Below are 23,335 nucleotides of genomic sequence, written 5' to 3' on the forward strand. Positions count from 1 at the left end.
GCGTATGACTAACGCTCACATCGAGCTGGGTCCGCCGCCGCCGCTGCCGGAGGGCGCCCTGCGCGTCATCCCGCTCGGTGGGCTGGGCGCCATCGGCCGCAACATGACGGTCTTCGAATACGACGGGAAGCTGCTGGTCGTCGACTGCGGGGTGCTCTTCCCCGACGTCGAGCAACCGGGCGTCGACCTGATCCTGCCCGACTTCGCGCCGATCCTGGACCGGCTGGAGGACGTGCAGGCGATCGTGCTGACCCACGGGCACGAGGACCACATCGGCGCGGTGCCCTACCTGCTGGCCCACAAGCCGGACATTCCGCTGGTCGGCTCGGAGTTCACGCTGGCGCTGGTCGAGGCGAAACTGGCCGAGCGGCGGCTCGACCCGTACACGTTGACCGTCCGCGAGGGCGGGGTGGAGCGGCTCGGCCCGTTCGAGTGCGAGTTCTTCGCCGTGAACCACTCGATCCCGGATGCGCTGGCCGTCGCCGTGCGTACTCCGGCGGGTCTGGTCCTGCACACCGGCGACTTCAAGATGGACCAGGTGCCGCTGGACGGCCGGATCACCGACCTGGCCGGCTTCGCCCGGCTCGGCGCCGAGGGTGTCGACCTGCTGCTGTCCGACTCGACGAACGCCGAGGTCCCGGGGTTCGTGACGCCGGAGCGCGACATCGGCCCGGTGCTCAGCTCGATCTTCGGCAAGGCGAGTGGCCGGATCATCGTGGCCAGTTTCGCCTCGCACGTGCACCGCGTGCAGCAGGTGATGGATTCGGCCTGGGAGTTCGACCGCAAGGTCGCGCTGATCGGCCGGTCGATGGTCCGCAACATGGGCATCGCCCGAGACCTGGGCCTGCTGCGCATCCCGGAGGGCCTGCTGGTCGGCCTGGACGAGGCCACCCACCTGCCGCCGGACGAGATCGTCTTCATGTCCACCGGTTCGCAGGGCGAGCCGATGAGCGCGCTCGGCCGGATGTCGACCGGCGACCACCGGCACATCACCATCGCCCCCGGCGACACGGTCGTGCTGGCCAGCTCGCTGGTGCCGGGCAACGAGACCTCGGTCTACCGGGTGATCAACCAGCTGTCCCGGGCCGGCGCCACGGTCGTCCACAAGGAGACGGCGAAGGTGCACGTCTCCGGTCACGCGCCCGCCGGTGAGCTGCGCTACCTGCTCAACGTGACCCGTCCGAGCAACCTGATGCCGGTGCACGGCGAGTGGCGGCACCTGCGCGCCCACGCCCAGCTCGGCATCGAGACCGGGGTCGCCCCGGACCGGGTGGTGCTCTGCGAGGACGGTGACGTGGTCGACCTGGTCGAGGGCCACGCCCGGGTGGTCGGCCGGGTGAAGAGCCGGTATGTCTACGTGGACGGTCTCGCGGTCGGTGACGTCAGCGAGTCACTGCTCACCGAGCGCCGGATCCTCGGTGACGGCGGGTTCATCGCGGCCACCGTGGTCATCGACTCGGTGACCGGAAAGGTGGTCGGCGAGCCGGTCATCTCGGCGAAGGGTTTCTCCGAGGACCCGGAGGCGTTCAACCCGGTCGTCCCGCTGCTGACCGCGGCCCTGCACCGCTCGGCCGAGGACGGCATCACCGACACCCACCAGCTCCAACAGGTGGTGCGGCGCACCGTGGGCCGCTGGGTGAACGACGCCTATCGGCGTCGGCCGATGATCGTCCCGACGGTCGTCGAGGTCTGAGATTCCTGTGTAATCCATAAGAGTGAGCGTCCGTTTCAACCATCTTGAGTCGAGCTGCGTACTCCTTGGCACGGTGCCGCCCCCACGGCACCTGTGGCGGAAGGAGTTCTCCAGATGCAGCGCAGTGCGATCGCCGTAGGGGCGGTTGTTGCGGTGGCGGGTGCGGCGGCGGTCGCCTTCACCCTGCCGTCGCTCGCCGGCACCGAAGAGACCGGCGGGTCGAAGGCTTCGAGCACTCCGGGCGGACTGTCCCCGGAGCTGCTCGCAGCCATGAAACGTGACCTCGGTCTCGACAGTGAACAGGCGGCCACCCGGCTGGCCCGCTCGGAGTGGGCGGGCGGGGTCTCGGCGACGCTCGCCGCGCAGACCGGTGAGGACTACGCGGGCGCATGGCTCGCGTCCGACGGCACCACGCTCAAGGTCGCGGTGACCGACTCCGACGCGGCGTCGGCGGTGAAGGCCGCCGGTGCCGTACCGGTGCTGGTCAAGCGGAGCGAAGCCGAGCTGGACGCGTTGAAGACCAAACTCGACACGGCCGCGGCCGAGGTCGACGGCCTGACCGGCTGGTATGTCGACGTGCCCACCAACAAGGTGGTCCTGGTCGCGCAGCCCGGTGAGAAGTCCGAGGCGCTCGCGGTGGCCCGCCGGGCCGGTGTCGCCACCGAGGCGCTGACCGTGAAGATCAGCGACGCGCAGCCGAAGCCGCTGTTCGACGTGCGCGGCGCGGACCCGTACTTCATCAACATCGGTGGTGGCCAGGCCCGCTGCTCGATCGGCTTCTCGGTGACGACAGGTTTCGTCACGGCCGGTCACTGCGGCGAGGAGGGCACCGCCACCACCGGCTTCAACAACGAGGCGCAGGGCACCGTCGAGTTCTCGGTCTTCCCGGGCAACGCCGACATGGGCTTCGTCGCGGTGAACGACGACTGGACCCCGCGTCCGGTGGTGAACGACTTCGAGGGCAACGAACTGCCGGTGGCCGGCAACACCGAGGCCCCGGTCGGCGCGGCGATCTGTCGTTCCGGTTCCACCACCGGCACGTTCTGTGGCACGGTGCTGGCCAAGAACCAGACGGTCCAGTACCCGGAGGGCACGGTCACCGGCCTGACCCGTACCGACGTCTGCGCCGAGGGTGGTGACTCCGGCGGCCCGTGGCTCTCCGGCGACCAGGCCCAGGGTGTGACCTCGGGCGGTTCCGGCGACTGCACGGCCGGTGGCGAGACGTTCTTCCAGCCGCTCAACGAGATCCTGGCGGCGCAGAACCTGACCCTGGTCACCACCGAGGGCGAGGCCGGTGGCGGCGAGGCGACCACGCCGCCGACCAGCGCTCCGCCGGCGGAGGAGGGCGAGGAGGCGTCCGAGTGCGACGCTCTCCCGGTCCAGCGTGACGGCACCATCAACCGGGCCGGCACGGCGCAGGCGCAGCCGAACGGCGGGGCCTACCGGGCCCGCGCCGGCACGCACACCGCCTGCCTGGACGCCCCGGCCGGCGCCGACTTCGACCTGGTGCTGCAGAAGGCGAACAACCGCGGCCAGTTCAAGACGGTGGCCCAGTCCACCGGCGCCGGTGACAAGACGCTGTCCTTCACCGGCCGGTCCGGCACCTACCGGTACGTCGTGGTGGCCACCTCCGGCACCGGCTCGTACAGCCTGGGCTTCAACGTCCAGTAACGCTGATCCGGGACGGGTCCGGGCGTGGAAGCCGCCCGGACCGGTCCCACCGCCGGGCACGGAGACCGCATGCCCGGCCGGGGCTCCGTGATCCGGCGACCAGGATCGGGGTCCTCACGCTCAGCGTGGGGACCCCGATTTCATCTCTCCAAGCGCTTCGCCGAGCCGGCAGCCGGTCGCCACGCCACAGAGGATGACCTGGTCGAGTTGTTCGAGGGTGGCGCCGTGCTCCCAGTCGGTGGTGACCTCGCCCACCACGATGGCCTGACCCTCGTCGGTCACCTGCACGTACGCCTTGGGCCACAGCTGGTCCCGGTTCCACGTGTTGCAGAACTCGTAGAGCCTCGGCACGTCCTCGACCGAGAAGACGTGCTGCATCATCGCCCGCACCTGGAGGATCTCCTGCCGCTGGCCGAGGCGGAAGAAGTAGATGAGATTGCCCTGGAAGTTGCCGGCGATGTCACCGTCGGCATCGACGAAGTACGCGAAGCCGCGCTTGTCCAGGGCGGCCTTGATCAAGTCGTTGCTGAGAGGCTGCACCTTACGATGGTAAATGCCGGGAAAGTGAAAAGCAGTCGCGGTGCGCCTTCTCGGCAGAGCGGCCCCGCCCGGCTACGGTGACATCCATGGCGGGCCGAACTCCTCCGGCGGGCCGGAGCCGCGCCGCGTCCACGACTCGGGGCGCGGCGGTCAACCGCGCCCAGCAACCGGCACGTAAAGCGACGGGTAAGGCTACCGGCAAGGCGGCCGCGCGCAAACCGGCCGCCCGGCGCCCGGCGGTCCGTAAGGCGCCGCCGCCCGCGGTCGGGCCCGGCATAGCCCGCGGCCTCGGCAGCCTCTGGCTCGGGGTGGCCGGCGGGGTCGGCTGGCTGGCCCGTGGCGCCGGCCGGCAGGCGGCGAGCGCCCGCGCGATCGGGCCCGAGCACCGTCGGGACGGCGCCGGCCTGTTCATGCTCGGTGTCGCCATCCTGATCGCGGTCGCGGTCTGGGCGGGCAGCGCCGGGCCGGTCGGGCTCTGGGTGGCCGACATGGTGCGGCTGTTCCTCGGCAGCCTCGCGGTGCTCCTGCCGCTGCTGCTGTTCTACGGCTCGATCCGGTTGATGCGCCAGCCGGTCGATCCGGAGCATCGCGGGCGCACCCTGGTCGGCTGGACCGCGATCATCGTGGCCACCGCCGCCCTGCTGCACATCTCCGGCCCGCGATCGGCCAATCCGACCGTCGACCAGGCCGGCGGTCTGCTCGGCTTCGGCGTCGGCGGGCTGCTCGAACGTGCGGTGACCGACTGGGTGGCCGTACCGCTGCTGCTGTTGCTCTTCGCCTTCGGTCTTCTGGTGATCACCGCGACGCCGATCGCCAAGATCCCGGAGCGCGTCGCGCTCCTGCTCGATCTGGTCTCCGGCCGTTCCGGCCGGCACACCGAGCGCCCGCTTCCGGAGCCCGACGCCGACCTGGACGTGGATCTCGACGAGATCCTGGACGAGCCGGCGAAGCCGAGGCGCCCGGCCCGCCGGCGGCAGGGCTCGCAGGCCCAGGTCGCGCCGCTGGTCGATGAGGAACCACCGGACGACTTCGACGAAGAGATCATCCTGCACGACACGGTGGCCCTGCCGAAGATGCCGAAGAGCCGGAAGAAGCCGCCCGAGCACTCGCCGGCGCCGACCCGGGCCGAGCAGCTGGAGATCTCGGCGGTCAAGGGCGACTACCGCCTGCCGCCGCCGAGCCTGCTCGCCGTCGGCGCCCCGGCGAAGGCCCGCAGCCGCGCCAACGACGAGATCATGGCCGCGCTCACCGGCGTGTTCGAACAGTTCAACGTGGACGCCGTGGTCACCGGCTTCACCCGCGGCCCGACGGTCACCCGTTACGAGGTGGAGATCGGCCCGGGCACCAAGGTGGAGCGGATCACCCAGCTCTCCCGCAACATCGCCTACGCGGTGAAGTCGCCCGACGTGCGGATCCTCAGCCCGATCCCGGGCAAGAGCGCGGTCGGCGTGGAGATCCCGAACACCGATCCGGAGAACGTGTCGCTCGGCGACGTGCTGCGCTCCCGGGCCGCCACCGGCGACCACCATCCGATGGTGGTCGCGCTCGGCAAGGACATCGAGGGCGGGTTCGTCACCGCGAACCTCGCGAAGATGCCGCACATCCTGATCGCCGGCGCCACCGGCGCCGGCAAGAGCTCCTGCCTCAACTCACTGTTGGTGTCGCTTCTGAGCAGAGCCACCCCCGATGAGGTACGGCTACTGCTGATCGACCCGAAGCGGGTGGAGATGACCGCGTACGAGGGCATCCCGCACCTCGTCACGCCGATCGTCACGAACCCGAAGAAGGCCGCGGACGCCCTGGAGTGGGTGGTCCGTGAGATGGACATGCGCTACGACGACCTCGCCGCCAACGGGGTGCGCCACATCGACGACTTCAACCGCAAGGTGCGCAACGGCGAGATCAAGGCGCCGCCGGGCAGTGAGCGGGAGATGAAGCCGTACCCCTATCTGCTGGTGATCGTCGACGAGCTGGCCGATCTGATGATGGTCGCCCCGCGTGACGTGGAGGACTCGGTCGTCCGGATCACCCAGCTGGCCCGGGCCGCCGGCATCCACCTGGTGCTGGCCACCCAGCGCCCGTCGGTCGACGTGGTCACCGGCCTGATCAAGGCGAACGTGCCGTCCCGTCTGGCGTTCGCCACGTCGTCGCTGGCCGACTCCCGGGTCATCCTGGACCAGCCGGGCGCCGAGAAGCTGCTCGGCCGCGGTGACGGCCTGTTCCTGCCGATGGGCGCGTCCAAGCCGACCCGGATCCAGGGCGCCTGGGTCGACGAGTCGGAGATCGCGGCGGTCGTCAAGTTCTGCCGGGAGCAGCGCGAGGCGGAGTTCGCCGAGGGCGTCACCGACGCTCCGGCCGCCAAGAAGAAGGACATCGACGAGGAGATCGGCGACGACCTGGCGCTGCTGATCCAGGCCATCGAGCTGGTGGTGTCCAGCCAGTTCGGCTCGACCTCGATGCTTCAGCGCAAGCTGCGGGTGGGTTTCGCGAAGGCGGGCCGCCTGATGGACCTGATGGAGACCCGGGGCATCGTCGGGCCGTCCGAGGGTTCCAAGGCGCGCGACGTGCTGATCAAGCCGGACGAGCTGGAGGAGTCGCTGGCCGCGCTCAAGGTCGACTGAGCTCCGGCGCGGGGAACGGCTGCCGGAACGTGAACGCGCGCGGTCCGGGGCCCTCCGCGCCGAGCAGGGCCAGTCGCTGGAGCCCGTCCCGGAGCGTCGGGATGCGGCCGGCCTCGACCCACCACAGGACCATCGCCGACTCGCCGGGGACGAACCACTCCCGGCGGCGGCGCAGGTAGTCGAGATGGGTGGAGTGGTAGACGTAGCCCCGGAGCGCCTCCAGGGACTCCCAGACCGACATCGTGGCGATCATCTCGGGTGGCGCCGGCTGGATCCCGAGCGCCGCCAGGTCGACGTCCTCCTCCTTGAGCCGCCAGATGAAGCCGGGGGAGCGGTCGGCCAGTTCGTTCATCAGGTCGACGCCGGCCGTGAACTCGGCGACCAGGGGATCCCCTTCCGGGGCACGGAGCTTGGCGACGTTCATCTGGGCCAAATGGAAGTCCGTCATGCGGTCACTTCATCAGGCCGTACAGCTAAAGTCAATCGATTTTGTTTTTAGAGACGGTGACACAGCAGCGGCCCGGCGCCGGATCCATCCGGGCGCACCACTCGCCGGCCAGGCCGGCGCCCTCCAGCAGGCCGTTGAGCATCGCCAGGTTCATCCCGCAGATCAGCGGCGGGAACTGCTCGGCCACCCGGTGATAGGGGCAGTTGCGCAGCTCGATCCGGCCGTCCTCGCGGGTGGCCGGCTCGTAGCCGTTGCCGGTGAGCAGCGTCGTGACGTCCGGCGCCGGCCCGGCCTTGCGGCCGTGCTCCCCGGCCACCCGATAGAGGGTCTCCTCGGCGCCGGACCGTTCCAGGGCCTCGGCCAGCAACTCGGCGGCACTGCGGTAGGCGCGCGGCGGCACGCTCACCGCGTGCTCCGCCGCGGACAGCCGGTACAGCTTGGCGGGACGTCCGGCGCCCGGCCCGCTCCGGCCCGACCGGCGAGCGTACGAGACCTCGAGCAGCCCGGCATCGACGAGTTTGTCCAGGTGGAACGCCGCCAAGGTGCGGCCCACGCCGAGCGCCTCGGCCACCTCGTCCCGCCCGGCCGGATCCGGCGCCGCGTCGGCCACCGCCCGGTACGCCGCCCGCCGCACCCGGTCGGCCAGCGCGGTCACGGCGTCGAGATCGTCCAGATGGTCGGGTGTCGTCACTCCGCCATCGTATTATCAACCGGCTTTGGTGGTAGAGGCGTGCTCGCGCGTTCCCCGAGCACGTCCCGGACCAGGGTGTGCCCGACCGCGATCAGCGCGACCAGCATCAGCGCCGCGAGCACCCGCAGATCCAGCTGCTCCAGGGTCTGGCCGAACAGGAAATAGGTGTAGGAGCCCAGCGAGGCCGCCTGGACCAGCAGCGGCACCAACCACAACCGGGGCACGTGGAAGACCAGGACCACGGTCAGCACGTCGGCCAGATAGAAATACCGCTCGTGCATGCCCGGCAGCCCGAACGGAATCAGCATCGCGAACAGCGCCGCCAGCATCACGATCCGGGTCTCGTCCAGCCGTGCCCGGCGCGCGATCACCAGCAGGAGGATCCCCAGCACCAGCGCCGCGGTCAGCAGGTAACCCAGGTGCCGGGCGGTGTCCAGCCGCCGGGTGCCCTCCAGGAAGGCGAAGATCGTCGGCGCCTTGGTGGTCAGCTCGTCGATGATCCCGGCCTGCCGGTCCAGGCTGTAGATGGTGAACAACTCACCCGGCGACCGGCCCAGCAGCAGCGCCGGCAGGCTCAGCGCCAGCCAGACGGCCGGCACCGCGAGCAACGTTCGCACCCGCAGCCGGCCGGCCAGCACGAGCAGCGCCACCAGCGCGAAGATGAAGATCCCGTGCGGCTTGAAGGCCAGCGACACGGTGCAGAGCGCGACACCCCACCAGCCCCGGCCGCGGGCCAGCATCCACACCCCGCCGACCGCGAACGACGCCCAGATCGAGTCCATCTGCCCCCAGACCGACGCGTTGATCACCACGGTCGGCAGCAGGATCACCACGAGCGCGGCGGCGATCCCGGCCCGGCGGCCCCGGCGCATCTCCACCAGCCGGAACACGAAGAACGCCAGCAACAGGTCGAAGACCGCGTGGACCAGCTTGATCCCGATCAGCAGCGGAACCGGCAGCACCGACGCGAACCAGAGCAGGTACATGAACGGCGCGTTGTAGTTGCCGATCGCCTCACCCAGCCCGCGCCAGCCCCCGGCCCGCTCCAGCTGGTCGTGCCAGGTGAAGAAGATCTGCATGTCACGGGTCGTCTCCGAGCGTCCCGCGTACCGCGCCGCGAAGGCCACTGCCAGCAGACAGGCGACCAGGAACAGCTCGGCGCGCCGCTGTGGATCACGAAGAGTGGACATGAGGAGGGACGATATCGACCCGGCGCCACACATTCGTGCCCACCGGGCGAATCGGATGTTTCCAGGACCGGCCGAGCGGAGGAAGGCCGTCTCCGGGCCGCCCGGTAACCTTGTCGGGTGTCTGGAACTCCTCCCACCCGCCGTGTCGCCCTGCTGACTCTGGGCTGCGCCCGTAACGAGGTCGACTCGGAAGAGCTGGCCGCCCGCCTCGACGCCGGCGGCTGGGAGGTCGGCACCGACGCCGAGGGCGCCGACGTGGTCGTCGTCAACACCTGTGGCTTCGTCGAGAAAGCCAAGCAGGACTCGATCGACACGCTGCTCGCCGCGGCCGACACCGGCGCCAAGGTGGTCGCCGCCGGCTGCATGGCCGAGCGGTATGGCAAGGAGCTCGCCGAGAACCTCCCCGAGGCGAACGCGGTGCTCGGCTTCGACGACTACACCGACATCACCGACCGTCTGGAGAGCGTGCTGCGCGGCGAGAGCCACGTCTCGCACGTCCCGCGCGACCGCCGCGAGCTGCTCCCCATCACGCCCGTCGAGCGGCACGCCGCCAAGGTGGTCGTGCCCGGCCACGCCACGGTCGACGAGCACACCCCGGCCCACCTGCGCACGGTGCTGCGCCGCCGGCTCGACACCGGCCCGGTCGCCTCGCTCAAGCTGGCCAGCGGCTGCGACCGGCGCTGCGCGTTCTGCGCGATCCCGGCCTTCCGCGGCGCTTTCGTCTCCCGTGACCCGCAGGAGCTGCTGGCCGAGGCCGAGTGGCTGGCCAAGTCCGGCGTCCGCGAGCTGGTCCTGGTGAGTGAGAACAGCACGTCCTACGGCAAGGACCTGGGCGACCCGCGCCTGCTGGAGAAACTGCTGCCGCAGCTGGCCGCGGTCGAGGGCATCGTCCGGGTCCGGGCCAGCTACCTCCAGCCCGCCGAGACCCGCCCCGGCCTGGTCGAGGCGATCGCCACCACCCCCGGCGTGGCCGCCTACTACGACCTCTCCTTCCAGCACTCCAGCGAGCCGGTGCTGCGCCGGATGCGGCGGTTCGGCTCCACCGATCGCTTCCTGGAGCTGCTCGACTCGGCCCGCAAGCTGTCCCCGGCGGCGGGCGCCCGGAGCAACTTCATCGTCGGTTTCCCCGGCGAGACCAAGCAGGACGTCGACGAGCTGATCCGCTTCCTCACCGAGGCGCGCCTCGACGCCATCGGCGTCTTCGACTACAGCGACGAGGACGGGACCGAGGCGGCCGGCCTGTCCGGCAAGCTGAGCGACGCGACGATCAAGCGGCGGTACGCGAAGGTGGTCGCCCTCGCCGAGGAGCTCTGCGCCCAGCGCGCCGAGGACCGGCTCGGCGAGACCGTCGAGGTGCTGGTCGACTCGATCGACGATGGTGAGATCGAGGGCCGGGCCGAGCACCAGGCGCCCGAGGTCGACGGCTCCACCACCCTGGTCGCCGGCGGTGACGGGGTCGACCTGACGATGCTGCGCCCCGGTGACCTGGTCCGCGCCCGCGTCACCGGCACCGAGGGCGTGGACCTGATCGCGGTGCCGACGGAGATGATCTCGGCCGCCCCGGTGACCCGGTGACCGACGAGCCGGTGCCCGCGCCGCGCGTGGTGTCGCTCTACAACGCGGCGAACGCGCTGACCGTGGTCCGGATCGTGCTGGTGCCGGTCTTCCTCGTCCTGGTCGTCGTCTCCGAGATGAACGACCCGGACTGGCGGATCGCCGCGTGTCTGGCGTTCTGCATCGCCTCGGCGACCGACTTCGCGGACGGCTGGATCGCCCGGAAATGGCATCTGGTCACCTCGTTCGGCAAGGTCGCCGACCCGATCGCGGACAAGGCGCTCACCGGCACCGCCCTGGTCCTGCTCTCCCTCTACGGCCCGCTGTCGTGGTGGGTGACCGTGATCATCCTGATCCGCGAGTGGGGTGTGACGGCTCTCCGCTTCTGGGTCATCAAGTACGGCATCATCCCCGCCTCCCGGGGTGGCAAGCTCAAGACCGGGCTGCAGACCGCCGCCATCGCGTGGTATCTGTGGCCCGTGCCGGAGCCGTTCCATCTGGTCGGTGTGGTGCTGATGGGGGCCGCCCTGGTGGTCACCGTGGTCACCGGCGCCGACTACGTCCTCCAGGCGCTCAGGCTGCGGCGCGGCGCCCGGCCGTAAGACCCCGACAGCCCGAGGAGATCCGATGGAGATGTCCGTGGCCGCGGCTGCGGCGGTGCACGCGCTGGTCGGCAGGCGCGAGACCCTGGCGACCGCGGAGTCGCTCACCGGTGGCCTGGTGGCGGCGACCGTCGTCGAGATCCCCGGGGTGAGCGCCGTCTTCCGGGGCGGCCTCGTGGTGTATGCGACAGAGCTCAAGTCCCGGCTCGCCGATGTGCCCGAGGTGCTGCTGGCGGAGCGCGGCCCGGTCGACGGTGACGTGGCGGCCGCTCTGGCCGAGGGCGCACGGGCCCGTTGCGGCGCCGACTGGGGCCTGGCGACCACCGGGGTGGCCGGTCCGGAGCCGCAGGACGGCAAGCCGGTCGGGCTGGTCTATGTCGCGGTCGCCGGTCCGGCCGGGGCCACCGTGCGCGAGCTGAAACTGGACGGAAACCGCGCGGCCATCCGCACCGAAAGTGTGACGGCCGTCCTGCAATTGCTGACCGACTCTCTCCAAGAGCCGCCCGCGCGTCTCTGAGCTGGGATTACTTCCATTGATGCGTCTGTTGTCCGGTTCCGCCCCGGGCTGCCCGGCCCGGGAATTCGGCGGGGCGGGATGTCGGCGCGGCTAACGCCAGGTACGGTTGCGGGAAGCCTCCGGCGTCAGCCGGCGGCCCCGCCGCAGGAGGAGGTGCCATGGTCCTGCTACGCCGCGTTATCGGCGACGCTCTTCGTGCGCGCCGGCAGGGGCAGCACCGCACGCTGCGCGAGGTGTCGACCGCCGCAAACGTCAGCCTGGGATATCTGTCCGAGATCGAGCGTGGGCAGAAAGAGGCGTCCAGCGAGCTTCTCGCCGCCATCTGCGATGCTCTCGGCGCCCGCCTCTCCGAGTTGCTCAGTGAGGTCAGCAACACGCTGTCCCTCGCCGAGAACATGGAGGGTGTGCTCGTCCCCATCGACGAGAAGGCCGGGGATGTCGCGGTCTCGGTGCGCCAGGAGTCGCCACTGAAGGCGACGCTGCACGCGACCCGGAAACCGAAGCGGGACATCGTCTACGCCGCCTGATCATGAAGACGTCTGCGCCGGGCCGCTCCATGGGAGTGGTCCGGCCTGTTTCGTCCCGGGCCGTTTCGTGTCGTGGGGCCTTGCGGCGCGCCGCCGCCGTGCCGCGCCCGTTTCGTGCCGTGGGGCTTTGGTGGCGCGTCGCTTTCGTGCCCCGCCCGATTCCTGCCGTGGGGCTTTGGTGGCGCGCCGCTTTCGTGCCGCGCCCGTTTCGTGCCGCGCCGTTCTCGTGCCGTTCGATGGCGGGCCTTTCGTGCCTCGCCGGGAGAGGTCAGGGGAGCGTAGCCTCGATGCCAGGGGAGACCCTGAGATCCCCCCGAGGACCCGTGACGCGGCTGGCGTCCGGCTGTCACGATGGTTTGGCGTCACCGATTCGATACCGCGGTGACGCGTCCGACGGAGCGACATTTGAGGGGACACCACGAGATGGCGAATCCGTTCGTCAAGGGCTGGCATTACGTGATGGCGCTCTTCGGCGCGAAGATCGACGAATACGCCGACCCGAAGGTCCAGATCCAGCAGGCCATCGAGGACGCCCAGCGTCAGCACCAGGCGCTCGTGCAGCAGGCCGCGGCCGTCATCGGCAACCAGCGGCAGCTCGAGATGAAGCTGTCCCGGCAGATGTCCGAGGTCGAGAAGCTGCAGGGCATGGCGCGCCAGGCCCTGGTGCTCGCCGACCGGGCCCGCGCCGCCGGTGACGAGTCCGAGGCCCAGAAGTATGAGCAGACCGCGCAGACCCTGGCCACCCAGCTGGTCGCCGGTGAGCAGTCGATGGAGGACCTGAAGACCCTCCACGACCAGGCTCTCGGCGCCGCCGGTCAGGCCCGCAAGGCGGTCGAGAACAACGCGATGCTCCTCCAGCAGCGGATCGCCGAGCGGTCCCGCCTGCTGAGCCAGCTGGAGCAGGCCAAGATGCAGGAGACCGTGGCCAAGTCGCTCGAGTCGATGTCGCAGCTTGCCGCGCCGGGCAACACCCCGTCGCTGGACCAGGTGCGCGACAAGATCGAGCAGCGGTATGCGAATGCGATGGGCCGGGCCGAGCTGGCCTCCAACTCGGTCGAGGGCCGCATGCTGGAGGTGCAGAAGTCCAGCCTGGACCTGGCCGGCGCGTCTCGTCTCGAGCAGATCCGCTCCAGCATGGCGGGCGAGAAACTGGGCGGCGCGGCCGCACAGCCGGCGGTCGAGCAGCCCGCCACCCCGGCCGCCGACGCGGCGAGTGTGGCCCGTCTCGACGAGATCCGCGCCAGCCTCAACCAGAAGCGCGGCGACACCAGCGCGGCCGGCTGACCGGTCCCGGCAGAGACGAGGGGGAGCGACGGTGGACGAGCGGGCCAGGTACTTCCGGCGGCTCAAGCGGCTGCGGGGTTCGGCGCGGCGGTGGAGCGTGCTGGGTGGTGGCCTGACCGCTGCGGCGGCCGTCCTCACGCCCTACGCGGGGATCGGCGCCGGTGACGCGGGCTGGGCGGCCGCGGCCGGAGCGTCGGTGGTCCTCGCCGTGTGGCGGTGGAAGGACCATCGCGAGCTCGCCGCGACTCCAGCCCCGCCGCCCTCGCTCCCCGAGGACAAGTTGAGCAGGGCGCTTCAGCGGTTCCCGGCCGGGCAGACGGTGCTGCGGGAGGTCCGGCGCCAGCGCGGCAGGTATGCGTTGCGCGGCTCGGCGATCGCCGACGCGTGGGACCGGCTCGACCGGGCCTCGCAGGCCATGGTCGGGCTGGCCGGCCGGCTCACCGGGGCCGGCGAGACCGCGATGCTGGAGGCGGCCACCGCCGAGCAGTGGCTGCGTGACCTGGGTCAGCGGGTCGCCAGCGTGGAACGGGCCATCCCGTTGGCGCAGCCCGGTCAGCGTGACGCGCTGATCGAGTCGCACGCCGGCCTGGCCGAGCAGTTCACCGAGGGCGTCGAGGCGTATGAGCAGTTGGTCGCCGCGGCCGCCAGTTACGTCGCGGAAGACGGCCACCCGGTCGCCGAGAGCCGCCATCCGGCGTATTTCAGCCTCGTCGACGCGGCCGACCGGCTCCGTGGCATCGCCGAAGGGCTGGCCGAGTTGCGGACCACCGAGTTCCGCACCACACCGGGATTCTCGGCCACGACCCCGCCGTCGGCTTCCGCCTCGTCTTCTTCGGCTTCCTCTGGTTCCGCCAAGCCTGCCGCCGGCTCGTCTGCTTCCGCTGCGGCGCCCAAGCCGCCGGTTCAGCCGGAGGCCGATTTCGGCGAGCTGTCCGAAGCGCGGACCACCAAATTCCGGACGCCTGGTTCGCGTTCCACTGCGGGCTGACTGCGGTCGGTCAGGGCTCGGGCTGGCAGCGCGGGCACCAGTAGGTGACTCGTTCGTCCTGTTCGGCTTTGCGGATCGCCGTGCCGCACCGGCGGCACGGCTGCGCGCGTCGGCCGTACACATAGCTGGTCTCGCCCTTGCGAAGCGAACCCGTGGTGGTCTGCGTCCAGCGGCCCCGGTTGGACGCCACGAGTTTCTGGGCCAACGTGACCGTTCCGGTGAGGTCGGTCACCGCGGCGACCGGCGTCCACGGCCACAGACCGCGCAGGAACAGCGTCTCCGCCTTGTAGAGATTGCCGACACCGGCCAGATTCCGCTGATCGAGCAACGCCTCGGCGACCGTGGCGGACGGGTTCGCGGAGATCCGCCGGACCGCTTCGGCCGGATCCCAGTCGGCGCCCAGCAGATCCGGCCCGAGGTGACCGACGAGAGTGTCCTCGCCGACCGTCGGGATCAGGGTGACCTCGTGCAGGTGGTATCCGACCGCGACCGACCGGGCCGTGCGCAGCACCACCCGGATCAGGTGGGCGGGACGGCCGGTCCAGCGTTCACCGGGAGCGTAGGCCCGCCAGGCGCCGTCCATCCGCAGGTGCGAGTGGAGGGTGTGCGGCGGGCGGCCCTCCCGGGTCAGGCGCAGCAGCAGATGCTTGCCGCGGCTCGCCGACTCGGCGACCGTCCAGCCGGTCAGGTCGGTGGTGGCCAGCCGGGGCGTCCGGAAGTCGGTACCGGTCAGGGTTTCCCCGGTCAGGGCCTTCTCCAGCACGCGGGCGGTGTTCCAGACGGTGTCCCCTTCCGGCATGCCGCCATTCTTCCCCGCCGCGCGCCCGTTCTTCCTGCCGCATGCCCGTTCTTGCTGCCGCGAGCTCGTTCTTGCCGTCGCGTCCGTCCTTCTCGCCGTATGCCGGTTCTGCCGTCGCGCTCGCTCGTCTCGCCGTATGCCGGTTCTGCCCTCGCGCTCGCTCGTCTCGCCGTGTGCCGGTTCTGCCCTCGCGTCCGTTCGTCTCGCCGTATGCCGGTTTCTGTCGTCGTGCCCGGAAAACCGGATGCCGCGGAGCCGGGTGGCTGGAATTCTGCCCGTATGGATCTGGATATCGCTCCCATCGGGGACCGGGCCGAGCTCTACCACGAACTCGACGGCGGCTGGCCGGAATTCATGACCAAGGATCCGACGGGCGGATTCTTCTACCGTTACGCCGACCGTTTCTGGCCGGAGTTCTCGCTGCTCGCGGTCGATCGGGAGACCGGGCGGGCGGTGGCCAAGGCGCATTCCGTGCCGTTCGCCTATGACGGCGACATCGCGGCCGGGCTCCCCGAGGGCGGCTGGGACTGGGTGATCCGTACCGCGTTGCACGACCAGCTCAACGACGTCAAACCGACGATGGTCTCCGCCCTGGAAATCAACATCAGGTCTGATCTGCGCGGTTCCGGTCTCTCCGGCATCATGCTCAAGGCGATGCGCGACAACGCCGCCCGGCACGGCTTCACCGATCTCGTCGCGCCGGTCCGGCCCAGCGGAAAACCCGCGGACATTCAAAGACCCATCGATGAGTACGCCCACGCGACCCGCCCCGACGGCCTGCCGATCGACCCGTGGCTGCGGGTCCACGCACGTGCCGGGGCAAGGATCGTCAATGTCGCGCACTACAGCATGACGTATGCGGGAACACTGACGCAGTGGCGCGAATGGACCGGCCTGCCCTTCGACCGAACCGGTCCGGTCGAGGTCCCCGGCGCCCTGTCCCCGATTCATTGCGACACGGCCCAGGATCACGCCGTCTACGTGGAGCCCAACGTCTGGGTCCACCACCGGATCTGACCCGCAGCTCCCGGCCGGTTCCGAGCGCTGTTTCAGGCACGCCGAGGCAGCGCTGACCCCTGATGGCTGATCGAGGAACCGCTTACCTGCGGAAACTCGGGCCGGCACGAGCACGCATCCGGGCCGATCCTGCACGTATCTGCATCCGGGGCCGATCTTGCACGAGTTTGCATGTCAGGGCCGATCTTGCAGGTATCTCCATGCCCCGGCAGGGAAAACCGTGCAAGGTCCGCGCCAGGATGCGGACCTTGCACGATGACCCACCCCAGGACGTGAAGGATCGTGCAAGATCGCTGCGGGCGTGAAGGATCGCGCAAGATCTCGAAGCCCCGCGAAGGGAAACACTGGAGCCTTACAGGCCGTCCGAACCCAAAAACCGCATATCCCCAAAAATCGGGTAGCGACGTAGCCATCAGGGTCAGCGCTCAGAGCCAGCCGGGTTGCTCCTGGGTCAGCGGGCGGTGATGCGGACGATGTCGCCGGGAACGACCGAGAGCAGGACCACCGCCCGGCCGTTGTTGACGGCGATCGCGACCCGGTCTGCGGAGTCGGCGAAGACGAGCAGCTCGCCCACGTTCACATCAGCGAACGTGGTGCCGCGCCGAGCCCGGACGCCGCCGTTGACCAGCAGTTCGGAGCCGAGCCCGGACAGCGCCGAACCCTCAGCCGCGAGCTGCACGTTGCCGAACCGGTCGACGGTGAGCACCTCGGCCTCGATCCAGCCGTCCCCGATGGTCGCGATCGGGTCGGGAAGGCGGGTCAGCTCGGCCGGATCCACCGCCGGACCGGCCTCCTCCGGAGCGGCGCCGAGCGACAGCCGGGCCGCGGCCGGCGCGAAGACGTCCCGCCCGTGGAACGTCCGGGACACGTCGCCGAACGTCCAGTCCTTGTTGTCCAGCTCGTGGGCCGCCGTGATCCCGCCGAGCGCCTCGGCTGCCCAGATCAGCAGGCCGTTGTCGGGGCCGACGAGCAGCCCTTTCGGCGTGGTGAGCACGATGCCCCGGCGGGCCGTGCCGACACCCGGGTCGACGACCGCGAGGTGCACCGCGTCCGGCAGGTGCGGCGCGGTCTGCGCCAGGACGGCGGCTCCGCGCGCGACATCGGCCGGCGGCACATGATGAGTGACGTCGATCACTCGGGTCTTGGGCGCGACGCGGGCGATCGAGCCATGGCAGGCGGCGACAAAGCCGTCGAAAGTGCCATAATCGGTCGTGAAGCTGATCCATCCATAACCGGCCATGGTGGCCAACGTTACTGCCTGTCGATGATCGATGCGTGACTGGCGCGCCGGAGCGTCGTGGCAGTGTTGAGCAATGCGTCTCGTGATCTTCACCGAACCCCAGCAGGGCGCCAGCCACGACGATCTCCTGCGGGTCGCCAAGGCCGCCGAAGACGGCGGATACGACGGGTTCTTCCGCTCCGACCACTACCTGAGGATGGGCGACGGGTCCCCGCTGCCCGGCCCCACCGACGCCTGGATCACGCTCGCCGCGCTGGCCGTGCAGACCTCCCGCATCCGGCTCGGCACACTTGTCAGCTCGGCCACGTTCCGGCTGCCCGGCCCGCTGGCGATCGCCGTGGCCCAGGTCGACGCGATGAGCGGCGGGCGTGTCGAGTTCGGCCTCGGCGGCGGCTGGTTCGAGAGCGAGCACACCGCGTACGGCATCCCGTTCCCGCCGGTCGGCGAGCGCTTCGACCGTCTCGAGGAGCAGCTGGAGATCATCACCGGTCTGTGGTCCACCCCGGCCGGCGCCACCTACGACTTCGACGGCAAGCACTACCGGGTCACCGACTCGCCCGCGCTGCCGAAGCCGGTGCAGACCCCGGTGCCGGTGATCGTCGGCGGCCACGGCAAGAAGCGCACGCCGTACCTGGCGGCCCGCTACGCCACCGAGTTCAACGTCCCGTTCTCCAAGATCGAGGACATCCCCGCCCAGTACGCCCGGGTCAGCGCCGCAGCCGAGGCTCTGGGCCGCACCGAGCCGCTCACCTACTCGGCCGCCGCCGTGCTCTGCGTGGGTCGCGACGACGCCGAGATCAACCGCCGGGCCGCCGCGATCGGCCGCGAAGCCGACGAGATGCGCGCGAACGGCGGCATCGTCGGCACCCCGGCCGAAGCCGTGGAAACGATCAAGCGCTACGCCGAGGCCGGCGCCTCCCGCCTGTTCCTCCAGGTCCTCGACCTGTCCGATCTCGACCACATCGACCTGGTGGCCGCCGAGGTGGCCCCGAAGCTCTGAACCGGAGGTGGCCGGCCAGGCAAGGCCGGCCATCTCCGCGGCCCGCCGCCTGCCTTCCGCCGCCGGGCGGCCGCCTCTGATTCACGGCGGACGGTTCTGCTGTCCGCCTCCGAGCGTCCGCCGGCGTCCCCTTCCAGGTCGCTCTCCCGCGGTGTCCACTTCCGGGCCGCGACGTTTCGGCGGGCGGATCTGGCTGTTTGTGGTCAGGCTCGTAGGCGGAGGCCTCTCGGGGTGGTGCGGAACCCGGCTGTGGTCAGCGCGTCCCGTAGCGGGGAAGCGTGCACCGACTCGCCGTCGGCCCGTTCGACGGACATCGCGCCGAGCGCGCCCGACCGCACCGCTCCGGCCAGGCCGTGTGCCCCGTGGGTGAGCAGGTCCGGGTCGTCGGTGAAGGACAGCAGGGTCCGTCCGCCGCGTTCGACGTAGAGCACCAGGTCACCGCCGGCCAGCACCACCAGGGCGCCGGCTTTCCGGCCGGCCCGGTGACCGGCCTTGGCGGTCGGCTCACCGTCACCGCTGTCCACGATGCGCTCCGGCCATGGCAGCGCCGCACCGTAGGGATTGGCCGGATCGGTCGCGGCCAGCACGACCGCGGGTGGCCCGCCACCACGCCGCTCCTCATCCGGCTCGTTCAGCGCCCGCAACCGGTCGACGGCTCCAGGCACCGCGAACTGCGCCGCCCCGAGCCCCTCGACGAAATAGCCACGCCGGGCCGCTCCGCGCTCCTCCAGAGCCGCCAGCACCGGATAGACCGCCGCGAACCCGCCGGTCACCCCCTCGGCCACGGCCGCGCCCCGGGTCACCACCCCGTGCCGTTCGAGCAGCAGGTCGGCGACGGCGGCCGCCCTGCGGGTCGGATCCGGATCGCGATCGGGAAGCCGCGACCAGCGCCCCGCCATGTTCGGCGGACCGCCGCGGGCGGGCATGCTGGGCCGTCCCGGACGCCGGTACCGCGACCGGGCCGGCGCCGCCTTGGCCCGGTGTGCGCCACTGCCGCCGAGCAGGGCCCGCAACGGCGCGAACGTGTCGTTGGTCAGATGCCCGGCCCACACCAGATCCCACACCGCGGCGGCCAGCTCGGTGTCGTCGGCTGAGCCGACCCGATCGGACAGCGACCGGAAGAACAGCGCCTGCCCACCGTCGAGCGCGTCGAGCACCGACTGATGCAGTGGCCCGGCGGCGAACTCGTCGTCGGGTGCCGGCAGCAGCAGTGGCGCGCTCTCCGCATAGGCCAGCGTCACCCAGCCGTCCCCACCGGAGATCGACCCGGACCCGGCCCACAACACCTCACCCGAGGCGCACAACTCGTCGAGCTGGGGCGCCGCGTAGTCGGCCACCCGGGCCGGGAGCACCAGCCGCTCCCACGCCGACGCCGGCACCGCGACCCCCTGCACCTGCTCGATCGCGGCGGCCAGCGCGTCCACCCCGCGGCCGTTCCCGCCGACCTGCTGCCAGCGGGGCAGGAAGGTGGCCAGGACCCGCGGCGGGACCGGCTCGATCTCCCGCCGCAGCGCGGCCAGCGAACGCCGTCGCAGCATCCGCAGCACCTCGGCGTCACACCACTCGCTTCCCGCGCCGCCCGGGGAGAACTCACCGGAGGTGACCCGGCCGGTCGCGCTGAGCCGCTTGAGCGCCTGCTCGACCACGAACACCCCGAGCCCGAACCGGGCCGCGCACGTCGCCGCGGCGAACGGCCCGTGCGTCCGGGCAAAGCGAGCGACCAGGTCACCGAGCGGGTCGGCGACCGGCTCGAGATAGGCCTCCGGGATCCCGACCGGCAACGCCACTCCGAGCGCGTCCCGGTAGCGCCCGGCGTCGTCGATGCCGATCCACCGGTCCTCACCGGCGACCCGGACCCGGACCGCCCGCCGGGTAGCCACCAGATGATCCACCCACTCCGCCGGCACGCCCCGCACGGCCATCTCGTCGGCCGACAGGTCGCCCAGGAGCCGGAGCAGCTCGGCCGCGTCCTCCGCGTCGCGCGGGGTGCGCTGAGTGGTGAGCCACTGCAACTGGGCCTCGGTCTCGGCCACCACCGCCGGATCGAGGAGCTCACGCAGATCGACCCGGCCGAGCAGCTCACCGAGCAGCGTCGAATCCAGCGCCAGCGCTGCGGCCCGGCGCTCGGCCAGCGGAGCATCCCCCTCGTAGAGAAAGGCGCCCACATAGCCGAACAACAGCGACCTGGCGAACGGCGACGGGCGTGCGGTCTCCGCCTCGACCAGCCGGACCTTGCGGCCGGAGATCTCCCGCATCAGCCCGGTCAGGCCCGGCACGTCGAAGACGTCCTGAAGGCACTCACGGGCCGCCTCCAGCGTGACCGGGAAATCGGCGAACTCGCGGGCCACGTCGAGCAGCTGCGCCGACCGCTGCCGCTGCTGCCACAGAGGCTGGCGACGACGTGGGTCACGGCGGGGGAGCAGCAGCGAACGGGCGGCACACTCCCGGAACCGGGAGGCGAACAGCGCCGACGTGCCGACTGACTCCTCGACCAGTTGCACGATCTCCTCCGGGTCGAAGGCGATCAGGTCGGCGCCGGGCGGCTCGTCCGCGGTGTCCGGCAGGCGCACCACGATGCCGTCGTCGGAGGGCATCACCTGGCCGTCCACCCCATACCGCTCGGCCAGCCGGCGGCCGATCGCCAGCGCCCACGGCGCGTTGACCCGCGCGCCGAGCACACAGTGCACGGTCATCCGCCAGTCGCCCAGCTCGTCTCGGAACCGTTCGACCACGATCGTCCGGTCGTCGGGCAGATGCCGCGTCGACTCGCGCTGCTCTCGCAGGTACGAGATCAGGTTGCCGGCCGCCCACTCGTCCAGCCCCGACTCGCGCAGCGTGGCCGTCGCCGCCTCGTCACCGGCCCGGACCAGGGACCGCAGCCGTGCGCCGATCGCCCGGCCCAGTTCGATCGGGCGGCCCGGCGAATCACCTTTCCAGAACGGCATCCGGGCCGGCGCGCCCGGGGCGGGGGACACCAGCACCCGGTCGGGGGTGATGTCCTCGATCCGCCAGGAGGTCGACCCGAGCAGGAACACGTCGCCGACGCGTGACTCGTAGACCATCTCCTCGTCGAGCTCGCCCACCCGCGAGGCACGCTCCGAACCGGCCAGGAAGACACCGAACGTGCCGCGGTCGGGGATGGTGCCGCCGCTGGTCACGGCCAGACGTTGCGCGCCGGGGCGGCCGGTGAGCACGTCTGTCGCCCGATCCCAGACCAGGCGTGGCCGCAGCTCGGCGAACGCGGTCGACGGGTAGCGGCCGGACAGCATGTCGAGCACGGCGTGCAACGCCGACGACGGCAGCTCGGCGAACGGCGCGGCCCGCCGCACGAGCGCCGCCAGCTCGTCGATCTGCCACTCGTCGAGGGCGGTCATCGCGACGATCTGCTGGGCCAGCACATCCAGCGGGTTGCGGGGTGAGCGCAGCTCCTCGATCGCGCCGGCGCCCATCCGCTCCGCCACCACGGCGCAGGACAGCAGGTCACCGCGGTGTTTCGGGAACACCACCCCGCGCGAGACCGCGCCGACCTGGTGACCTGCCCGGCCGATGCGCTGGAGCCCGGCCGCGACCGACGGCGGCGCCTCGATCTGCACCACCAGGTCGACCGCGCCCATGTCGATGCCCAGCTCCAGGCTCGACGTGGCCACCACGGCCGGCAGCTGCCCGGATTTCAGCGCCTCCTCGATCTGTTTGCGCTCCTCCCGGGAGACGCTGCCGTGATGGGCCCGGGCCACCACGGGTGGCGCGCCACGAGTGCCGCCGGCCTGCGCCATGATCTCGGCCGGTGACCGTGTGCCGAGAGGGGCCTGCGCGAACTCCGGATCGGCACGCTCGGCGGCCAGCTCGTTGAGCCGGGCGCAGAGCCGCTCCGACCCGCGACGCGAATTCGTGAACACGATCGTCGACCGGTGCGCCTCGATCAGGTCGAGAACCCGCTCCTCGACGGCCGGCCAGATCGACGGCGTGTGTCGGCCGGCGCCCGGATCATCCTGATCGGAATCGGGCACCTCATCGAGGCGGGTCATGTCTTCCACCGGAACCTCGACCGTCACCTCGATCGTCTTTGCGCTGCGTGGCTGCACGATCTCGACATCCTGCGCGCCGCCGAGGAACCGCGCGGTCTCGTCGATCGGGCGAACGGTCGCGGACAGGCCGACCCGCTGGGCCGGGCGCTCCAGCAACGCGTCCAGCCGCTCCAGGGAGAGCGCCAGGTGCGCGCCACGCTTTGTCGCCGCGACCGCGTGCACCTCGTCGAGGATCACCGTCTGAACGCCGCGGAGCGAATCCCGGGCAGCTGAGGTGAGCAGCAGGAACAGCGACTCGGGCGTGGTGATCAGGATGTCCGGCGGGGTGCGCGCGAAACCACGCCGCTCCTCGGCCGGGGTGTCGCCGGTGCGCATGCCGACGGTGATCTCCGGTGGTGGCAGGCCCAGCCGGCCGGACGCCTGCCGGATCCCGGTCAGCGGCGCCCGCAGGTTGCGCTCCACGTCGACCGCGAGCGCCTTGAGCGGACTGATGTAGAGCACCCGGCACCGCTGCCGGGGCTGCTCGGGGATCGGCTCGCGGGACAACCTGTCCAGCGACCAGAGGAACGCCGCCAGGGTCTTGCCGGACCCGGTCGGCGCCACCACCAGCGCGTTGCGCCCCGCGCCGATCGCCTGCCACGCCCCGGCCTGAGCGGCGGTGGGCGCGGCGAAGGCGGCCGTGAACCACTCCCTGGTGGCCGGTCCGAACCTCTCCAGCACGTCTCGCACGCCTCACATCCTGCCTCGGGGGTATGACAGAAACCGGGGCGCCGGCGCGCCTCCGGCGAGAGATTTCCCGGTTCGGCCGGTTCGATCACCTTTCGCTTCTTCAGATGTACGGCGTACCGCTCCGGCTGGTGACGTTTGCGCTTCACCGGGGACCCGTGGATGCCTCTTGCGTGGAAGCGGAGCTCGATTGCCCGTACTC

At 71.1% G+C, this 23,335-nt stretch carries 17 protein-coding genes and 1 pseudogene; 11 read left to right on the top strand and 7 right to left on the bottom strand.

Annotated elements, in window-relative coordinates; genetic code table 11:
- The first annotated feature begins 4 nt into the window (after nucleotides 1-4).
- Nucleotides 5-1,693 carry a ribonuclease J gene (locus AB0E94_RS09505; protein WP_317790599.1) on the top strand — a complete coding sequence of 563 codons (1,689 nt, stop codon included), beginning with the start codon at nucleotides 5-7 and terminating at the stop codon, nucleotides 1,691-1,693.
- A 114-nt stretch (nucleotides 1,694-1,807) separates the two neighbouring features.
- A complete protein-coding gene (locus AB0E94_RS09510; RefSeq protein WP_360324368.1) occupies nucleotides 1,808-3,364 on the top strand; it encodes a S1 family peptidase in 1,557 nt (518 codons plus the stop codon).
- Nucleotides 3,365-3,484: 120 nt separating this feature from the next.
- Here the strand turns inward: AB0E94_RS09510 and AB0E94_RS09515 are convergent, their stop codons facing one another.
- Nucleotides 3,485-3,904 (bottom strand): YbjN domain-containing protein, encoded by a 420-nt coding sequence (locus AB0E94_RS09515; protein WP_360324370.1) that lies wholly within the window; start codon nucleotides 3,902-3,904, stop codon nucleotides 3,485-3,487.
- A gap of 86 nt (nucleotides 3,905-3,990) precedes the next feature.
- Between AB0E94_RS09515 and AB0E94_RS09520 the strand changes: the two genes are divergently transcribed.
- Complete coding sequence (locus AB0E94_RS09520) at nucleotides 3,991-6,525, top strand: DNA translocase FtsK (protein WP_360324372.1); 2,535 nt, start codon at nucleotides 3,991-3,993, stop codon at nucleotides 6,523-6,525.
- Here AB0E94_RS09520 and AB0E94_RS09525 read toward each other — a convergent pair.
- Genes AB0E94_RS09525 through AB0E94_RS09535 form a run of 3 tightly spaced genes read right to left on the bottom strand, consistent with a single transcriptional unit; the run spans nucleotide 6,512 to nucleotide 8,854 of the window.
- The gene (locus AB0E94_RS09525) at nucleotides 6,512-6,973 is read right to left on the bottom strand and encodes a DUF3291 domain-containing protein (protein WP_360324374.1); all 462 of its coding nucleotides are present in this window, start codon (nucleotides 6,971-6,973) and stop codon (nucleotides 6,512-6,514) included. The genes AB0E94_RS09520 and AB0E94_RS09525 overlap by 14 nt on opposite strands.
- A 31-nt stretch (nucleotides 6,974-7,004) precedes the next feature.
- A complete protein-coding gene (locus AB0E94_RS09530; protein ID WP_360324376.1) occupies nucleotides 7,005-7,664 on the bottom strand; it encodes a helix-turn-helix domain-containing protein in 660 nt (219 codons plus the stop codon).
- Entirely contained in the window at nucleotides 7,661-8,854 is a 1,194-nt protein-coding gene (locus tag AB0E94_RS09535) for a glycosyltransferase 87 family protein (protein WP_360324378.1), read from the bottom strand. The genes AB0E94_RS09530 and AB0E94_RS09535 overlap by 4 nt, the downstream gene beginning before the upstream one ends.
- Nucleotides 8,855-8,971: 117 nt before the next feature.
- On the opposite strand from AB0E94_RS09535, the gene rimO reads away from it, so the two are divergent.
- The 6 genes and pseudogenes from rimO to AB0E94_RS09565 all read left to right on the top strand — a co-directional run.
- Nucleotides 8,972-10,429, top strand: coding sequence for a 30S ribosomal protein S12 methylthiotransferase RimO (rimO, locus tag AB0E94_RS09540; RefSeq protein WP_360324380.1), 1,458 nt, complete (start codon nucleotides 8,972-8,974; stop codon nucleotides 10,427-10,429).
- Entirely contained in the window at nucleotides 10,426-11,010 is a 585-nt protein-coding gene (gene pgsA, locus AB0E94_RS09545) for a CDP-diacylglycerol--glycerol-3-phosphate 3-phosphatidyltransferase (protein ID WP_360324382.1), read from the top strand. The genes rimO and pgsA overlap by 4 nt, the downstream gene beginning before the upstream one ends.
- Nucleotides 11,011-11,035: 25 nt before the next feature.
- Nucleotides 11,036-11,527 carry a CinA family protein gene (locus tag AB0E94_RS09550; protein ID WP_360324384.1) on the top strand — a complete coding sequence of 164 codons (492 nt, stop codon included), beginning with the start codon at nucleotides 11,036-11,038 and terminating at the stop codon, nucleotides 11,525-11,527.
- A gap of 158 nt (nucleotides 11,528-11,685) precedes the next feature.
- Complete coding sequence (locus tag AB0E94_RS09555; protein ID WP_360324386.1) at nucleotides 11,686-12,054, top strand: helix-turn-helix transcriptional regulator; 369 nt, start codon at nucleotides 11,686-11,688, stop codon at nucleotides 12,052-12,054.
- A 423-nt stretch (nucleotides 12,055-12,477) separates the two neighbouring features.
- Entirely contained in the window at nucleotides 12,478-13,338 is an 861-nt protein-coding gene (locus AB0E94_RS09560) for a PspA/IM30 family protein (RefSeq protein ID WP_360324388.1), read from the top strand.
- Between the two features lie 31 nt (nucleotides 13,339-13,369).
- Nucleotides 13,370-14,122: pseudogene (locus AB0E94_RS09565) on the top strand (hypothetical protein); the annotation flags it as partial.
- 214 nt (nucleotides 14,123-14,336) lie between these two features.
- On the opposite strand, the gene AB0E94_RS09570 reads toward AB0E94_RS09565, so the two are convergent.
- Nucleotides 14,337-15,125, bottom strand: coding sequence for a DNA-formamidopyrimidine glycosylase family protein (locus tag AB0E94_RS09570; RefSeq protein ID WP_360324390.1), 789 nt, complete (start codon nucleotides 15,123-15,125; stop codon nucleotides 14,337-14,339).
- Between the two features lie 279 nt (nucleotides 15,126-15,404).
- Here AB0E94_RS09570 and AB0E94_RS09575 point away from each other — a divergent pair, with 279 nt between their 5' ends.
- Nucleotides 15,405-16,142, top strand: coding sequence for an N-acetyltransferase (locus AB0E94_RS09575; RefSeq protein ID WP_360324392.1), 738 nt, complete (start codon nucleotides 15,405-15,407; stop codon nucleotides 16,140-16,142).
- A 451-nt stretch (nucleotides 16,143-16,593) separates the two neighbouring features.
- Here the strand turns inward: AB0E94_RS09575 and AB0E94_RS09580 are convergent, their stop codons facing one another.
- Nucleotides 16,594-17,382 carry an SAM-dependent chlorinase/fluorinase gene (locus AB0E94_RS09580; protein WP_360324394.1) on the bottom strand — a complete coding sequence of 263 codons (789 nt, stop codon included), beginning with the start codon at nucleotides 17,380-17,382 and terminating at the stop codon, nucleotides 16,594-16,596.
- 73 nt (nucleotides 17,383-17,455) lie between these two features.
- Here AB0E94_RS09580 and AB0E94_RS09585 point away from each other — a divergent pair, with 73 nt between their 5' ends.
- A complete protein-coding gene (locus AB0E94_RS09585) occupies nucleotides 17,456-18,382 on the top strand; it encodes an LLM class F420-dependent oxidoreductase (RefSeq protein WP_360324396.1) in 927 nt (308 codons plus the stop codon).
- 203 nt (nucleotides 18,383-18,585) lie between these two features.
- On the opposite strand, the gene AB0E94_RS09590 is transcribed toward AB0E94_RS09585, so the two are convergent.
- Nucleotides 18,586-23,136, bottom strand: coding sequence for an ATP-dependent helicase (locus AB0E94_RS09590; protein WP_360324398.1), 4,551 nt, complete (start codon nucleotides 23,134-23,136; stop codon nucleotides 18,586-18,588).
- Nucleotides 23,137-23,335 lie beyond the last annotated feature (199 nt).

The sequence above is a fragment of the Actinoplanes sp. NPDC026670 genome, from assembly GCF_040638175.1.
Lineage (GTDB): Bacteria > Actinomycetota > Actinomycetes > Mycobacteriales > Micromonosporaceae > Actinoplanes.

Bases quoted from the DNA above. Each gene is read 5' to 3' on its own strand.
- AB0E94_RS09505 (WP_317790599.1), top strand. From the start codon at position 5: ATGACTAACGCTCACATCGAGCTGGGTCCGCCGCCGCCGCTGCCGGAG.
- AB0E94_RS09510 (WP_360324368.1), top strand. From the start codon at position 1,808: ATGCAGCGCAGTGCGATCGCCGTAGGGGCGGTTGTTGCGGTGGCGGGT.
- AB0E94_RS09520 (WP_360324372.1), top strand. From the start codon at position 3,991: ATGGCGGGCCGAACTCCTCCGGCGGGCCGGAGCCGCGCCGCGTCCACG.
- AB0E94_RS09525 (WP_360324374.1), bottom strand. From the start codon at position 6,973: ATGACGGACTTCCATTTGGCCCAGATGAACGTCGCCAAGCTCCGTGCC.
- AB0E94_RS09535 (WP_360324378.1), bottom strand. From the start codon at position 8,854: ATGTCCACTCTTCGTGATCCACAGCGGCGCGCCGAGCTGTTCCTGGTC.
- AB0E94_RS09550 (WP_360324384.1), top strand. From the start codon at position 11,036: ATGGAGATGTCCGTGGCCGCGGCTGCGGCGGTGCACGCGCTGGTCGGC.
- AB0E94_RS09555 (WP_360324386.1), top strand. From the start codon at position 11,686: ATGGTCCTGCTACGCCGCGTTATCGGCGACGCTCTTCGTGCGCGCCGG.
- AB0E94_RS09560 (WP_360324388.1), top strand. From the start codon at position 12,478: ATGGCGAATCCGTTCGTCAAGGGCTGGCATTACGTGATGGCGCTCTTC.
- AB0E94_RS09570 (WP_360324390.1), bottom strand. From the start codon at position 15,125: ATGCCGGAAGGGGACACCGTCTGGAACACCGCCCGCGTGCTGGAGAAG.
- AB0E94_RS09575 (WP_360324392.1), top strand. From the start codon at position 15,405: ATGGATCTGGATATCGCTCCCATCGGGGACCGGGCCGAGCTCTACCAC.
- AB0E94_RS09580 (WP_360324394.1), bottom strand. From the start codon at position 17,382: ATGGCCGGTTATGGATGGATCAGCTTCACGACCGATTATGGCACTTTC.
- AB0E94_RS09585 (WP_360324396.1), top strand. From the start codon at position 17,456: ATGCGTCTCGTGATCTTCACCGAACCCCAGCAGGGCGCCAGCCACGAC.